This window comes from Flammeovirga sp. SubArs3 (genome assembly GCF_947387565.1).
Classification (GTDB): Bacteria; Bacteroidota; Bacteroidia; order Cytophagales; family Flammeovirgaceae; genus Flammeovirga; species Flammeovirga agarivorans.
On record NZ_CANDOA010000002.1, the window covers coordinates 534,635 to 549,880 of the forward strand.

The 15,246-nt window shown below is 33.4% G+C and carries 13 protein-coding genes; 8 read left to right on the plus strand and 5 right to left on the minus strand.

Annotation, left to right across the window (positions count from 1 at the left end; translation table 11 throughout):
- The first annotated feature begins 163 nt into the window (after positions 1-163).
- Positions 164-2,044 carry a glycoside hydrolase family 13 protein gene (locus tag QL232_RS06735; RefSeq protein ID WP_281613547.1) on the plus strand — a complete coding sequence of 627 codons (1,881 nt, stop codon included), beginning with the start codon at positions 164-166 and terminating at the stop codon, positions 2,042-2,044.
- A gap of 164 nt (positions 2,045-2,208) precedes the next feature.
- The gene (locus QL232_RS06740) at positions 2,209-2,934 is read left to right on the plus strand and encodes a DUF2807 domain-containing protein (RefSeq protein ID WP_281613548.1); all 726 of its coding nucleotides are present in this window, start codon (positions 2,209-2,211) and stop codon (positions 2,932-2,934) included.
- 47 nt (positions 2,935-2,981) lie between these two features.
- Here the strand turns inward: QL232_RS06740 and QL232_RS06745 are convergent, their stop codons facing one another.
- Positions 2,982-3,944, minus strand: coding sequence for a response regulator transcription factor (locus tag QL232_RS06745; protein ID WP_281613549.1), 963 nt, complete (start codon positions 3,942-3,944; stop codon positions 2,982-2,984).
- A gap of 182 nt (positions 3,945-4,126) precedes the next feature.
- Here QL232_RS06745 and QL232_RS06750 point away from each other — a divergent pair, with 182 nt between their 5' ends.
- The 4 genes from QL232_RS06750 (at position 4,127) to QL232_RS06765 (ending at position 8,608) form a co-directional block, all read left to right on the plus strand.
- Positions 4,127-4,774 carry a CoA pyrophosphatase gene (locus QL232_RS06750; protein WP_281613550.1) on the plus strand — a complete coding sequence of 216 codons (648 nt, stop codon included), beginning with the start codon at positions 4,127-4,129 and terminating at the stop codon, positions 4,772-4,774.
- Positions 4,775-4,995: 221 nt separating this feature from the next.
- Complete coding sequence (locus QL232_RS06755) at positions 4,996-5,991, plus strand: AraC family transcriptional regulator (protein WP_168880699.1); 996 nt, start codon at positions 4,996-4,998, stop codon at positions 5,989-5,991.
- A gap of 486 nt (positions 5,992-6,477) precedes the next feature.
- A complete protein-coding gene (locus QL232_RS06760) occupies positions 6,478-7,473 on the plus strand; it encodes a helix-turn-helix domain-containing protein (RefSeq protein ID WP_281613551.1) in 996 nt (331 codons plus the stop codon).
- 145 nt (positions 7,474-7,618) lie between these two features.
- Positions 7,619-8,608 carry an SDR family NAD(P)-dependent oxidoreductase gene (locus QL232_RS06765; RefSeq protein WP_281613552.1) on the plus strand — a complete coding sequence of 330 codons (990 nt, stop codon included), beginning with the start codon at positions 7,619-7,621 and terminating at the stop codon, positions 8,606-8,608.
- Positions 8,609-8,727: 119 nt separating this feature from the next.
- Here QL232_RS06765 and hemN read toward each other — a convergent pair whose 3' ends face one another.
- Both hemN and QL232_RS06775 read right to left on the minus strand, forming a co-directional pair.
- A complete protein-coding gene (hemN, locus tag QL232_RS06770) occupies positions 8,728-10,092 on the minus strand; it encodes an oxygen-independent coproporphyrinogen III oxidase (protein WP_281613553.1) in 1,365 nt (454 codons plus the stop codon).
- A 135-nt stretch (positions 10,093-10,227) separates the two neighbouring features.
- Positions 10,228-11,016 (minus strand): PhzF family phenazine biosynthesis protein, encoded by a 789-nt coding sequence (locus QL232_RS06775; protein WP_281613554.1) that lies wholly within the window; start codon positions 11,014-11,016, stop codon positions 10,228-10,230.
- A gap of 219 nt (positions 11,017-11,235) precedes the next feature.
- On the opposite strand from QL232_RS06775, the gene QL232_RS06780 reads away from it, so the two are divergent.
- Positions 11,236-11,724 carry a DM13 domain-containing protein gene (locus QL232_RS06780; RefSeq protein ID WP_281613555.1) on the plus strand — a complete coding sequence of 163 codons (489 nt, stop codon included), beginning with the start codon at positions 11,236-11,238 and terminating at the stop codon, positions 11,722-11,724.
- Between the two features lie 51 nt (positions 11,725-11,775).
- Here the strand turns inward: QL232_RS06780 and feoB are convergent, their stop codons facing one another.
- Together feoB and QL232_RS06790 are read right to left on the minus strand one after the other, a co-directional pair.
- Complete coding sequence (gene feoB / locus QL232_RS06785) at positions 11,776-13,887, minus strand: ferrous iron transport protein B (RefSeq protein WP_281613556.1); 2,112 nt, start codon at positions 13,885-13,887, stop codon at positions 11,776-11,778.
- Positions 13,888-13,893: 6 nt separating this feature from the next.
- A complete protein-coding gene (locus QL232_RS06790; RefSeq protein WP_168880706.1) occupies positions 13,894-14,118 on the minus strand; it encodes a FeoA family protein in 225 nt (74 codons plus the stop codon).
- A 170-nt stretch (positions 14,119-14,288) separates the two neighbouring features.
- Between QL232_RS06790 and QL232_RS06795 the strand changes: the two genes are divergently transcribed.
- Positions 14,289-15,215, plus strand: a complete 927-nt coding sequence (locus QL232_RS06795) for an alpha/beta fold hydrolase (RefSeq protein ID WP_281613557.1) — start codon at positions 14,289-14,291, stop codon at positions 15,213-15,215.
- Positions 15,216-15,246: the final 31 nt, after the last annotated feature.

Genomic DNA, 15,246 nt, shown 5'->3' on the forward strand with positions numbered 1-15,246 from the left:
AGACTTTCTAAGATAATAAGAACCTATTAGTAATGATGAAAAATTACATGAAAATGTAAAAAAATAAACAATTGCAATCGGTTTCGTTTCTTGAGCGTTTTTTATTCCACAGCAAACCGTTTAAGTTTGTTATCAACGAATTGATTATCACTTATCAAAACATATGAAATTATTAAAAACAGGTGTGGCTTTGTTATCTGCCGTTTTGATGGCTTCTACAGTCTCTGTTGCAGATCATGAAGTAAACCTACCCGAGAAAACCTCTGTCGTTAAAAAAGCAAAGAAACCCGTTGTAGATCTAGTAGAACCCGCATTCTGGTGGGCTGGAATGAAATCAGGTACTGTAATGTTAACTGTTCATGGTGAAAACATCGCAGCAGCAAAAGCAGCAATCGAAGGTGAGGGAATCAGTATTAAAGCTGTAAATTCTCTGGATAACCCTAATTATGTATTTATTGATTTAGATATCAAAGATGCTAAAGCAGGTTCTTACCCAATAACATTTACTGAAGGAAAAAAGAAAACGGTTTACAATTTCGAGTTAAAGGCAAGAAATTCAGAAACAAAAGCTCAAGGGCTTAACCAGTCTGATGTGATGTATTTGATTATGCCCGATCGATTTGTAAATGGAAACCCAGATAATGACTCTCAAGAATCATTAGTTCAAAAGGCAGATAGAAGTGATCGCGGTGGAAGACATGGTGGCGATATCGCTGGTGTTACTTCTAAGTTGGATTACCTAAATGACTTGGGTGTGACAACAGTATGGTTAACTCCATTTTTGGAGAATAATCAACCGGGTTGGTCATACCATGGGTACGCAATCACAGACTTCTACCATGCAGATGCTCGCCATGGTTCAAATGCAGAGTACAAAAACATGGTTACTCAAGCCCACTCTAAAGACATGAAAGTAGTGATGGACTTGGTATTTAACCATATTGGTAACGGTCACCTTTGGATGAAAGATCTTCCATCAGAAGACTGGATTCACCAATGGGAAGAGTTCACGAAAACAAACTATAAAGGAGAGGCATTATCAGATCCTAATGCATCTGATTATGACAAAAAGATCATGTCTAATGGTTGGTTTGATGGTCATATGCCTGACTTAAATCAAGATAATCCATATTTAGCAAAATACTTAATGCAAGCTTCTGTATGGTGGATTGAGTATGCAGGTATTGATGGTATTCGTATGGATACTTACCCATACAATAAGAAGGAAATGATGTCTGAATGGGTTTCATATGTATTGAATGAATACCCTGACTTTTATATCGTTGGTGAAACTTGGTTACCAGGTGCAACTTGGGAATCTTATTGGAAAGCCGGTGGTAAAAATAACGACGGTTTCGTTACTACATTAAAGTCAATTTCTGATTTTCCTGTATGGGACGCCGTTAATAGAACTTGGAGAAATGATTGGAGTATCACAGAAATCTACAAAACTTTGACAGAAGATTTCTTATATGATGATGCAAGCCAAAACAAAATTTTCTTAGATAATCATGATGTAGATAGAGCATTTGGTGTTTTCAAAAAAGATGTAGAAAACATGAAATTAGCTACAGCATTTTTATTAACTACAAGAGGTATTCCTCAAATTTTCTATGGTACAGAAATCCTAATGTCAAAAGGTGGAGACCATGGTGATTTAAGAGAAGATTTTCCAGGAGGATGGGAAGGTGACAAAAGAGATGCCTTTACTGAAGCAGGAAGATCAGAAGAAGAAAATGACTATTTCAACTATATGAGAACAATCCTACAGTGGAGAAGAAGTTCTGATGCAATTGAAAATGGTAAATTAAAGCATTGGGTGCCTTTTAATGAGGTTTATGCTTATGCTCGTTACTCGGACAAACAAACTGTTTTTGTAATCTTGAATAACAATAAAGAAGACCAGACATTTGATGTAAAACGCTTTGAGGAAGTTTTAAAAGGAAAGACTTCTGGTAAAGATATTATTTCAGGAAAAACAATCACTTTTGATGATAAGATGACTATCCCTGCTAAGACAGCATATATTATCGAACTGAAATAACATCAACGTTTTTGATAAACTAAAAAAGACTGTAATGGATATTGATTCTGTTACAGTCTTTTTTTGTCTAAATTTTATCATTCTTTTGCTTAATTGATTTTAATAAACATTGTTACCTATTGATTTCATTCTCATATTGTTTCATCAAATAAACGATCCATTGAATGAAACAAATTTTACTAATATTATCCCTGGCGGTATTGTTTTCTTGTAACAATGAAAGCAGTAATGAAGCTCCAAAATATCATAAAATCAGAATACAGAACGCCAATGTTGTTATCCAATATGGTGATTCTTTTGATTACGAATTGACTAATGCTGATCCTAATTTACAAATGTCTTATTTCGATAAAGTAATGCAAGTAAGTGGATCAAATAGTGGCGAAACGGACATTATCATATCGCTACCAGATTTAGATTCAGTGGGTATTGCAAGTAAAGGTAAATTGTCTTTTTCGGAAGGTTTTACTTCTTCAGCTCCATCACTTTTTATTTCTGGTATTGATGATACAAATATTTACGCCGAAAGTGAATTCAACATTGATACCTTATACTTGGATATCAGTAGTAGTAGCCAATTGTCATTTCATCAACTAAAAGCAGAAAAGTTAGCGATTGATGTAACAAGTAACGGTAATGCTAATATTGAAGGAATGGCCACTTACCAACAAATAAGAGCTTTCAATGGCGGGCACTTCAATATGCAAGCTTCTGAAGAAGGTTGGAAGGTCGAAAATCCTGTAATTGGTAATACAGTTTATGCTTATGTTGGAAGTGGTGGTACCGCATGGGTACAAGCTACAGATTATTTGGAGTCAACAAACGGAAATGTTTATTATAAAGGAGAACCAAAAGAAATAAAAGGTATTGTAGAAAACAAAGAAGAGTAATCTACATTACTTAAGATAAGCTATATCTTAGAACACCACAGTACCTGTTATTGTGGTGTTTTTGTTTTCTTATACTCTTTTGGTGTGATCCCAAAGTACTTTTTAAATACCGAAGTAAAGTGACTGGAGTTGGAAAACCCTAGGTCCATAGCAATCATGGACATTGTTTTGGAATGGTCATTAAGTAGCCGTTTGGCTTCTTCCAAGCGTACTTCCTGTTGAAATTTATAAATAGGTTGTTTAAAGAATGTTTTAAATAATAAGCGAAGTCTGCTTACACTCATTCCACATTCTTTCGCTAAATCATTGATGTTGATATTACTCCCTTTTTGCTCTATTATAATCTGTCTCGCTTTAAATAGACTTTGCATATTTAATGAGGAGTCCTGTTTTTCTTCTGCTTGTTTAGAAAAACGAGCCAAGGACAAAGTGATTAAATATTGAACGCAATTATGGATTAACTCATTTCTATAAAAAGGATCGTTTACCTCAAAAGCGCGAATAAGTGTTCCTAGCATCAGGTTGTCTAGATGGTCAAAGAGATGGAAAGTTTGCTCTTGTTCTAGCTTTTCTTTTAGAGGAGGAGATAATGATACAAGTTTATAAAAGGCATCTGGATGCATTTTTACTAATAATGCTTTAACAGGAATATGAGCCGGATGGAACCATTTCATTTTTTGTTTATTATCATTACTTAAAATTACACCTTTTAATTCAACAAACTCAGAAAAGTTTAAAGTGATGAATTGGTTAGAATTAGGCTTAGTTAAACCAAACAGAAAGTTGATATAACCTTTGTCATCCACTAAGGTAGTACCGTCTCCTTTTATTTCTTCTATTAGTTGAAAGTCAAATTCTAGAGCATACATTTCTTCAGAGAATAGATATCCTTGCAGAAAACCTTTTCCTAAGTGATTATCAAAACTAATACGTTGGTCGTTTATCTTGCCTTGAAAAATATTGTTCCAAAACTCAAGTAAATGATGAAGCTTTTGTTGATTTGTTGTCATGTGGATTCAAGATTATACTATGAAAATAATAATATTATCGTTGCCCTCATAAGAATTATTGCTATTGCCTTCTTAGAGGTAGTTTACCGTCACAAAATCCAGATCTTTTTCGTATCTTAAATAAAGTGCGAAGTTGAATATAGACTCATCATTTTTCTACATTAGAACATTAATTAATAAACATGAAATATACGCAAGGCATAGTAGATAACTGGCAATCAAAATTAAAGGAACAATTAGACGATCAATTACCCGGTAGGTTCGCTCATGATTTTATGTCTTCTACACAAAGACAACAAATCACACCACAAAAAATACCAGAAGGGGCAAGAAAAGCTGCTGTTTTAATTCTTATGAAAGAAGATGGAAATACTTGGAAGTTTCCCCTTATCCAAAGACCATCTTATGATGGAGTGCATAGTGGACAAATGGCTTTTCCCGGAGGAAAATATGATGACACTGATGAAGATATGATTTATACTGCCTTAAGAGAGTGTGAAGAAGAAATTGGTATTAAGGTAGAAAGGTCAGCCGTTTTAGGTACGTTATCAGATATCTATATACCACCTTCGAACATGCATGTAGTACCAGTAGTAGCGAAATACGATGAACGTTTTAAGTACGATATTGATACTTTTGAAGTAGCTAAAGTCGTAGAAACTACATTAAGTCAATTGCAAGATCCTGCCAATCACAAAGAGTATACTTTCAAGATGAGTAATGGTTTAATGTATAAAACTCCTTCTTTTGATGTAAACGGTCATACTGTTTGGGGAGCTACTGCTATGATATTAAGTGAGTTAATGATGGTTGTAGAACGCCTTTTTTAACAACATTTCTTTAATGAAGTGTAATGAATGTGAATACCTACCGAGTGTTTGTAACTCAAAAGGGGGTAGTAATCGTATTTTGATAGTATTAGATATATTTTTGATATTTTAAGACACTGTTAAACCCGTATATATAACTATCTATCGGAAATATATCGAAATATGATTACATCTTACCCGGCAGATTTATAAAAGAAATCATCATTACACTTTTAAATACTATGCAAAATAATCTATTAAATCAATCCCTACGTTTTTGGAAATTATTATTTCAAGGAAATATTGAAGGCAATACAATGAGATTTAATAATAACATTGGAAAAGGTATCGTACATGCTTACCATATTTCTGATGAGTTAGAAATGTTATTATTTGATTATACATTAAGAAAAGGGATTGAATTTAAATTTGACACTTTTGATGATAAAGAAGTATTAGAATATGTTCCGATCCTTTTCGGTGAACCTGTTGATAATAAATTAATGATTAACGAAGAGGATGGTTCTGTAGATAAAATTAATATTAATTCAATCGGTGCATTTTGTTCTAATTCGTATAGATCGTTAGGTTTAGATTATACAGAAAATATGGGCAAGCCATTACGTTTTATCTCAATAAGATTACGTAATGATGTTTTCCAAAAATATATTTCAAAGTCAGAAAATATTCGTTCTCTATTTAATTCAGAAAAAGAATACTTTATCTATGAGGAGTTTGATTCTAGTATGAAAGAGACTTTCAATAGATTATATGAAATTTCTGAAGATTCTGACTACGCTCTAGATCACTTCGAAGTTTATGCTAAATTTTTAGTGACATCGTTCTTCACAAAAGTGAATGATAGAAAGACAATTAGTAAATCCAATAAATACACTTACCATTTAGATCCTGTATATAAGGCCAAGGAAATCTTAAAGGATAAAGCCAATACAAAAATCACTATCGATGAGTTATCTAAAGAATGTGGATTAAGTGGTAGCCGTTTAAGAGCATTATTTAAAGAAACCTTCGGAATTACGATTCATCAATTCCAGCAAGATGAAAGATTGGAAACCTCTAGAAAAATGTTGTTGGAAGGAAATATGACAATCATGATGATTGCAATGGAATTAGGTTTCTCTAGTGCAAGTCATTTTACCATGGCATTTAAGAAACGATTTAATATCACTCCCAAAGAGTTTCAGAAAAAAGAATATGCAAGTAAACTTTCTGCATAGTTCATCAATTTTATATAAAGAGAAAGAGGTTGCCTTAACTATAAGACAACCTCTTTTTTCAATTTATCTTGCATAATCTAATAAGCAACATATATTTAAATCAATGATTGTTGCTCATGTAAAATTCATAATATAGTCTACTTTGTTATTTTTAATGTGTTTTTAAAGATTGAAAGTCTTTAGATTGTAGCTTTATGGGCATGTTATTATAGTTACTTCAACGAATTTCTTATAGTAGTGCCATTTTAAAAAACAGTTGATTTTTTTCGAAAAAAAACTTCGTAAACCATTTATTCCAAAACTGTTTAAAAACCTTAAATAGGATTTGCTTTTTCTTATAGATTTTAATCATTTTTTGTGATTATCCTTAATACATCCTCCGTAAAATAATAGAACAGTGTCTGGACACCATAGAGTAATACTAGATGTTTCTGACCTTATTTTTTTATACTAACCTATTTTTTATAACTAATTTTTTTGCACACTATGTTTAACGAGAGTTTAAATAATGCCTTACAAAAATGGGCCGAGTTATTAGGAGGAGCAGTGAATAACAATATTGTAACCATTAATAATGATAAAGCCATAGGAACAATAGAAGGCTTCACAATATCTGAGGATATGGATTTGTTGAGATATGATTTTACAATTCTGAAGCCTGTCCATTTAAAAGCATCTGGTAAAGAACCTTTTCAAGATTATGAAGTTCCTATTTATTTCGGGGAGCCCTTAAGTAAATCAATCAAAGTAATGAGTAATGAGGATGGTACGCTTACAAAAATGAATACCACTTCGATAGGTGGCTTTTCTTCTAACGCTTTCACCCACTTAGATTGTTCGAATGAAAATAATATCAATAAGCACATGAAGTTGATTTCTGTAAGGGTTAAGAACAATGCTTTTGAAAAGTATGTCAACTCAACAGAAAATATCAAAAAACTATTTGATACGTCTAAGCATTTCTTTGTATATGAGGAATTAGATTTAAGCATGAGAAACATCTTTAATAACCTTATGGATGTGGATATTTCAACTCCTTTTGCAAAAGAACATATAGAAATCTATGCTAAACACTTACTGGCGACATTCTTCTTAAGAATCGAAGAACGAAAGAATATTGAAGCCTCAAATACATATAACTTTCATGTCGAACCTGTTTTTAAAGCAAAACAGATATTGAATGATGTAAAAAATGAAAACCTTAATATCGATTACTTAGCAAGAGAATGTGGGTTAAGTGGTAGTAGATTAAGAGTGCTCTTTAAAGAAACTTTTGGTATTACGATTCATAAGTACCATCATGATATTCGCTTGGATGAGTCAAAGAAACTATTAATCGAAGGGCAAAAATCGATCATGATGATTGCTATGGATTTAGGTTTTGCAAGTGCAAGTCATTTTACCACTTCATTTAAAAAGAGATACAATACCACTCCGAAAGATTTTCAAAAGAGTATTTTTGGGAATAAAATATATGCATAAGAAATATAAAGGAAGTCGATTTTGACTTCCTTTTTTTGTGAACTTATTTTCCAATTCTTTGATCTTTTTCGCCAATTGATCCTTGTAGAAATCGACCACCTTTGTAATGTTCAGAAAATAAAAAACTATAAAACTCTTATCTACTATGGAAACATTACAACCTCAATCGCAATCAGTTCTTATCACCGGTGCAAATGGCGGAATGGGAAAAGAAACTACTAAACTGTTAGCTAAAAAAGGATACAACAGAATTGTTATGGCTTGTAGAACTGAAGGTAAAGCCGAAAAAGCCAAACAGGAAATAGCTACAGAAATTCAGCCATACAAAGTAGATGGTTTAGAAGTAACAGGAGGTTTTGATATGAACAATCCGGATGAAATTGAGAAAGCGGTAAATGCTTTACCTGCCAATAAACCTTTTGATGTGGTTTTTCTTCAGGCAGGGGGAGTTGTTTTTGGTAAAGATTTCGAGTTTATCAATTATAAAGGAAAGAAAATAGAAAGAACCATTTTCCAAAATACTCTTGGAGGTTACGTAACACTTTTTCATCTAAAAAGAAGAGGGTTATTGAAACCAAATGCCCGAGTGATATTTGCAGGAGGCGAAGGAGCAAGAGGAATTCCTGGGATGATTGAAAAACCTGAGTTTACTTCAGCACAACATCTAAATCAATATGTCTATGGCAATGTGAAATCAAAATATGTTGATATGAATGCCATGGGAGTAAGCAAGTACAGTTCTGCTATTTTAGTTCAGAAATTAGCGGAGTTATATAAGGATGAATTCCAAACGGTATGGTTTACACCTGGTTTAACGTATGGTACCAATGGTTTGGCTTCCAAGCCTGCCTTTGAACGTTTCATATTCGAAAAAATCGGTTTTGGAATTATGGCTTTCTTCGGGTTAGCTCAAAGCCCAGTGGCTGCTGCACAAAAATATGTCGATGCTATTGAAGGAAAATATGGAGAAAATGGAGATGTATTAGGAGCACCAGAGAAAAAAATGTTAGGCTCAATATCAGATCAAAAACCAATGAATAGTTCATTGACAAACCAAGCTTTGATAGATGAGTTTTACTCTATTGTGGTAGATACTTTTGGTGAAATTCCAAAGAAAGAGAAAGCTACTGCATAGCAAAGAGGTCGTTCCAGACAATTTAGATAGTTAAGAGTATAGAGTGATGAAGTTTATTGACTTCTCACTCTTTCTTTTTAATAAAAAAAGGCTAAATATTTCTACTTAGCCTTTTTAATTTATATCGTTGATGAGAAAATTCTTGATTGTGGTTTTGCAACCAACATTCTCGCATCTAGCGTCATGCAAATATTCCTTACAAAAGGTCTTCCTTTTTCTGTTACTTCTAAGGATCTATCGTTTATGATCACTAAACCATCTTTTTGCATTTCTTCTAGCTTTTCGTCTAGATTAGCAAATAGAGGTAATTGAGCGGTCATATCGTCCCATTCTGTTTCGAATTGACACATGATATTTAGAATATGCTTTCGTACCAATAAGTCTTCTTCAGATAAAACATGTCCTCGATAGATAGGTAATTTTCCTTCTTCGATTACCGCTTTATAATCTTCAACCTTTTTAATATTTTGAGCAAAAGAAGTCCAAGAATCTGAGATAGATGAACATCCAAGACCTACCATTAATTGAGTATATGTAGGTGCATAACCCATAAAATTACGGTGTAATGCTTTTTTATCAGCAGCGATTGCTAGCCCATCTGTTGGTAGTGCAAAGTGGTCCATACCAATTTCTACATAGCCAGCCTCTTCAAACATTTCTTTTCCTACTTCATACAATGCTCTTTTCTCTTCATTAGAAGGTAAATCTTCTTCTGAAAAACCACGTTGTCCAGGAGCAGTCCAAGGTACATGTGCGTAAGAATAGTAAGCAATTCTATCAGGTCTTAAAGCATTAGACTTTGCGATAGTATCTTTTACACATTCTAATTTTTGGAATGGCAATCCAAATACTAAATCAAAGTTGACAGAAGTATAACCAATTCTTCTTGCTTCATTGGTCACAAATTCTACTTGTTCGTAAGATTGAACTCTATTAATAGCCTTCTGAACAACTGGGTCAAAATCTTGAATTCCTAAGCTAATTCTTGTATATCCAACATCAAAAAGAGCTTGTAAATGTTCTACTGTTGTATTTACTGGGTTAGCTTCAAAACCCATCTCAGCATCTTCATGAAGTTCAGCAAATTCAAAAATTCCTTTCGTTAACCTTTGTAAGTTTTCTGGGCTAAAGAACGTTGGAGTTCCTCCCCCTAGATGAATTTCTTTGATTTTTGCTTTTTCCTCACCAAAAATAGAAACATACATTTTCCATTCTTTTAGTAAAGCATCGATATATGAATCTTCAACCGAGTGGTTGATTGTAATTCGTTTGTTACACCCACAGAAAGTACATAGCTTCTCACAATAAGGAAGGTGAATGTATATACTGATACCATCTTTTGCATTACTTGCTTTAAAAGCTTGAGCAACATGTTCAGACCATTGCTCTACAGTAGGGTCATTATCCCAATAGGGTACAGTAGGGTAGCTGGTGTATCTTGGTCCGGGAACGTTGTATTTTCGAATTAGTGTCTTATTATCCATAATCATTTTTACAGAGAAATTCAATCACAAAGGTAGTCATAGATAGAATTGAAAGTGAGGATTGTTGTCATCAGAATTGATTTTTTTATTAACAATATTCAACAGAAAATCCAGATTTCAATTCATCTGATTTTTCTAAACGAAAATCTCTCCTTTTAAATAAGTAACAGCTTTTCCTGATATCAATACTCTTTCTCCCTTGTCTACACAATGTAATACACCACCTCTTTTTGAAATTTGATGAGCAACCATGTGCTTTTTATTTAGCTTTTCGGACCAAAAAGGAATTAAAACAGTATGAGCTGATCCTGTAACAGGGTCTTCATTGATACCAATACCAGGGTGAAAAAATCTAGAAACAAAATCAACATTATCTCCTTTTGCTGTAGCGATAATACCTAAGTCTGGACTTTCTTTATTGATTAAATTGAAATCTGGAGTTAGAGAACGGACTTCTTTTTCAGAGTCTAATTCTGCAACTATAAACATACCTTGTTCATAACACTGTTGTACTGCTTGTCCTAATGCTTTCTCAATAAATAAAGGTTTAGTAATAGCACTGGCTTTCTGGCTTGGGAAATTCAACGTTAATCCATTCTCATTTTTTTCTACAATTAATTCACCACTTAAATGGGATTTAAAAACAACTTTATTGTCATTATATTCTGTATGTTCGAATAAGTAATGAGCAGCAGCTAGGGTAGCATGTCCACATAAACGGATTTCACTTTCGGGTGTAAACCATCTTATTTGATAGTGATCTTTATGAAAAACAAAGAAGACCGTTTCTGCTAAATTATTTTCCATTGCTATGTTTTGCATCAGCTTTTCATCGATCCAATTTTCAAGTGGAACAACAGCGGCAGGGTTACCTTTAAAAATTTTTTCACAAAAAGCATCAATTTGATAGATTGAAAGTGTCATGATTTTAATTTTAGTACGACTAATAAATTGAAAGTATATGTTTTATTATTTAATTACACTTAGAAAAGTGATATGATCAATATCAAAAGTATTTGTTTTCATTGCTAAAAAACAAAATTATAGTGGCTTAAGTTATATTACTTCAAAGTGTAATTTGTGATAAACAATTATTCGAATCAAGCAAAACAATACATTACCAAGCTTACAATTACTACTATCATGAAAAAAATAATTTTCTCAATCATTGTTCTTTCATTATGCTTTTCAACTTCTTGTTCAAAGAATGAAGAGCCTGAGCCTTTAGATTTATCTACATTAACTCCTCAAGATGGTGATGCCAACGCTAATGATGATGCGGAGGAAGATACTGAAACTGGGGATATGGATGAAAACATGGAAGAAGAAGAGACCGAAGGGTTAATGGGATCTTTTCAAGGAAGTGCCCATCCAACTTCAGGTGATGTGAAAATTGTCAACGACACCGTAATTATGTCAGATAATTTTAAATCTGATGATGGTCCAGATCTATACATTTACCTAGCACAAGATGTAAATGGAAACGGGTTTATTGATTTAGGGACCTTAAAAAGCACATCAGGAGTTCAAGAATACAGTGTTCCTGCTGGAGTAGATTACACCAAGAATAAATACGTTATGGTATGGTGTAAAAAGTTTAACGTACTCTTTGGCTATGCTGTAGTGGAATAAAAAAAGGGAAGTTTCAATTAGAAACTTCCCTTTTTTTTGAGCTGTATTAGACTAGAACATATGGTAAGCAATTAATGCACCTACATAAGCTAAACCACTCATATATATGAATTGAACAACAGGCCATTTCCAGCTTTTTGTTTCTCTTTTTACTACCGCTAATGTAGACATACATTGCATAGCAAATACATAGAAAATCATCAATGAGAAAGCAGTAGCTTTTGTAAATTCATGTTTTCCTGTAACTGGATCAACTGCAGTTGCAAGTCTTTTTCTTAATGGTGCAATATCATCACCGGCAGACCCAACACTATAAATAGTAGCCATTGTACCTACAAAAACTTCTCTTGCTGCAAATGATGTAACCAGTGCAATAGAGATTTTCCAATCATAACCTAGAGGAGCAAAGATTGGCTCAATACCTTTACCGATGATACCTACATAAGATGCTTCAATTTGTTTTGAAGCTACATAATCTTCAGTTTCTAATTGATTGAAGCCTTTAAATTCAGCTTCTTTTTCTGCAAGTTGAGTAGCTTCTTCAATATTATCTCCAGGACCATATGATGCTAAAGCCCATAGAACAATAGAAACAATCATAATCACTTTACCTGCTTCCATAACAAAAGTATTTACTTTTTCACTTACAGTTAATGCGACATTTTTCCAGTGAGGCATTTTATAAGAAGGTAATTCCATTGCAAGGAATGAAGGTGCATCTGCTTTCAATATTAACTTGAAAATAAAGCCAGCAATTAATGTAACTACTATACCCAATAGATATAAGCCCATAAATGCCAATCCTTGCAAGTTAAATACGCCCCATACCATTTCATCTGGTACAGCGAAGGCGACCAGAATTGCATAAACAGGAATACGGGCAGAACAAGAAATTAATGGCGTTACTAAAATAGTAATCATTCTTTCTTTCCAATTGCCAATTGCTCTAGCAGCCATTACAGCAGGAATTGCACAGGCCCCTCCAGAAATTAATGATACAATCGAACGTCCACTCATACCAAATTTGATCATCAATCGATCAAACATATACACTGCTCTAGACATATAACCAGACTCTTCCATTAATGAAATAAGGAAGAAAAGTATAGTAATTTGTGGAACAAAGACTAGCACTCCACCAAGACCTGCAAGTACACCGTCTAATACAAGATCCGTAAACCATCCTTCCGGCATGACACCTTTAAGGTATTCACCAATAGTAGCAATACTTTCATCAATGAAATCCATAGGAGCAGAAGCCCAAGAAAAGATAGACTGGAATACTAACATTAATAATCCGAAGAAAATTAATGGACCAAATACTTTGTGAGTAACAATTCTATCTAATTTATCACTAAAACTATCTTCCTCAGAAGCTTTTTCTTTTACAGCTTCTTGAGTCAGTGGTGTAATGAAGTTATAACGTTGAAGCGTTTCGTCAATCTGAAGTCGCATGTCTTTGAAGTCATGCTTTTCAGTAATATTCTTAATTTCCTCTTTGGAAGAAAGATCTATAAATGGTAACTGATCATAATGATGTGCCCAAAGCAATGCTTGGTAATCATTGATATTTTCATTTAGTTTTTTGATATCAATGATAGAAGCTTGTTCAACTGCACTAAAGTTGAAAGTTTTAATAGTAGATTCAGAAGAAGTACTAATTACATGTTGAACTTTCTCTTTTAACTCAACAATACCTTCTCCAGTTCGTCCATTGATTTTCACAACAGGAACTTTAAAAGCATTCTCAATTTTCTTTAAATCTAATTCAAACCCTTTTTTTTCAGCGATATCAGACATATTTAATCCCAAAACTGTTGGGATCCCGAGGTCCTTTACCTGAGATAATAATAATAGGTGTCTTTCAAGGTTTGTTGAATCAGCTATATATATAATTGCGTCGGGATAATCCTCAGAAGAAGGGTTAGCAAAAGTGTTGAGAACAACTCTTTCATCAGATGAAGTAGGATATAAACTGTAAGTACCAGGGAAATCAATTACGGTAGCTTTATGGTCGTTGTCTAATGAAGTGGTTCCGATTTTTTTATCAACCGTAACTCCTGGAAAGTTACCCACTTTCTGACGCAAACCTGTTAATTGATTAAATATAGAAGACTTTCCAACATTTGGATTGCCTAGTAGTGCTATGGTTTGTTTGTTCATGATTTCTTAGTCTATAGTAGCAAATACAGTTTTGGCTTCTTTTAAACCTAAAGCAAAAGACTGTTGTTCAGATTTGATATATAAAGCTCCTCCAAATGGTGCTTTCCTTAAAATCTGAAGCTTTTTACCTGGATATAAACCAAGTTCAATAAGTCTACTACCTACCACTTTATCTTTGAACTCACAGATTGTTCCAACCTTTCCGTGAGGTAATGTATCGATACTGACCATGTTTGTTATTCTAATCTCGAATGAAAGTCTTATTTAGACTTAATATTGATAGGCGAAGATACAATTCTGTTCTGAAATTTGGTAGTGAATATTTTTAATGAGGGGGAACTTGTTGACTTATTTATCAAATTTTCAATAAATTGAATGATTACTCACTAATAAATAATTAAATGACCTCTCCTCAAATAGACAACATCACAAAAGACGAACTTTATGTTTCTGTTGGATCAGACCAATTGTATGTGAAAAGGTATCGACATCAAAATGCCCAAGAAGCTATTTTAATGATTCATGGAAGTGTCGAAAGTGGGCGTATTTTTTATTCCAACTCAGATAAAGGAATTGCTCCATACCTCGCTCAGAAGGGGTTTGATGTATTCGTTGCTGATTTTAGAGGTAGGGGAAAAAGTACTCCCCCAGTTTCTTCAAAAAGTAAGAACAGACAAATTGATGCTATAGAAGAAGAAATACCAGCATTATTGAATAGAATTAAGCAGGAATATGATGCGAAGGTAAATATTCACATTGTTGCTCATTCTTGGGGCGGCGTATGGATGTTGGCACATTTAGCAAGACATCCAGAGTTAACAATAAAAAGTATGGTCTACTTGGCTGTTAAGAGAAGTATCTCAATAAAATCATTTAAGAAGTTTTTTGAAGTAGACCTTGTATGGAAATGGATATCTGGCTTAATCACAAATATTGTGGGTTACTTTCCTGCAAAAGAAATGAAGATTGGTGATGAAAATGAAAGTAAAGGTGTTTATCAAGATTGTAAATCCTGGGTATATTCTTTAGATAAGTGGGTAGATCCAACAGATGGTTTTGATTACCTGAAAGCGTTTGAAAAAAGATCAGATTTACCACCAACTTTATATTTAACGGGAAAGAAGGAATATTACTTGGGACATCAGCAAGATGTAAAAAGGTTGATGAAAGAAGTGAATAACACAAAAGACCAATTTATTTATTTGTCGAAGGATAATGGATATGCTTTAGATTATAACCATATAAATATCTGCACAGCAAAGGAAGCAATTGAAGACCATTTTCCCATCATAAACCTTTGGTTGAAACAACAAAAACTAGCACAATAAAAAAAGACTTATCATTTCTGATAAGTCTTTA

Bases quoted from the DNA above. Each gene is read 5' to 3' on its own strand.
- QL232_RS06735 (WP_281613547.1), top strand. From the start codon at position 164: ATGAAATTATTAAAAACAGGTGTGGCTTTGTTATCTGCCGTTTTGATG.
- QL232_RS06740 (WP_281613548.1), top strand. From the start codon at position 2,209: ATGAAACAAATTTTACTAATATTATCCCTGGCGGTATTGTTTTCTTGT.
- QL232_RS06745 (WP_281613549.1), bottom strand. From the start codon at position 3,944: ATGACAACAAATCAACAAAAGCTTCATCATTTACTTGAGTTTTGGAAC.
- QL232_RS06750 (WP_281613550.1), top strand. From the start codon at position 4,127: ATGAAATATACGCAAGGCATAGTAGATAACTGGCAATCAAAATTAAAG.
- QL232_RS06755 (WP_168880699.1), top strand. From the start codon at position 4,996: ATGCAAAATAATCTATTAAATCAATCCCTACGTTTTTGGAAATTATTA.
- QL232_RS06760 (WP_281613551.1), top strand. From the start codon at position 6,478: ATGTTTAACGAGAGTTTAAATAATGCCTTACAAAAATGGGCCGAGTTA.
- QL232_RS06765 (WP_281613552.1), top strand. From the start codon at position 7,619: ATGGAAACATTACAACCTCAATCGCAATCAGTTCTTATCACCGGTGCA.
- hemN (WP_281613553.1), bottom strand. From the start codon at position 10,092: ATGGATAATAAGACACTAATTCGAAAATACAACGTTCCCGGACCAAGA.
- QL232_RS06775 (WP_281613554.1), bottom strand. From the start codon at position 11,016: ATGACACTTTCAATCTATCAAATTGATGCTTTTTGTGAAAAAATTTTT.
- QL232_RS06780 (WP_281613555.1), top strand. From the start codon at position 11,236: ATGAAAAAAATAATTTTCTCAATCATTGTTCTTTCATTATGCTTTTCA.
- feoB (WP_281613556.1), bottom strand. From the start codon at position 13,887: ATGAACAAACAAACCATAGCACTACTAGGCAATCCAAATGTTGGAAAG.
- QL232_RS06790 (WP_168880706.1), bottom strand. From the start codon at position 14,118: ATGGTCAGTATCGATACATTACCTCACGGAAAGGTTGGAACAATCTGT.
- QL232_RS06795 (WP_281613557.1), top strand. From the start codon at position 14,289: ATGACCTCTCCTCAAATAGACAACATCACAAAAGACGAACTTTATGTT.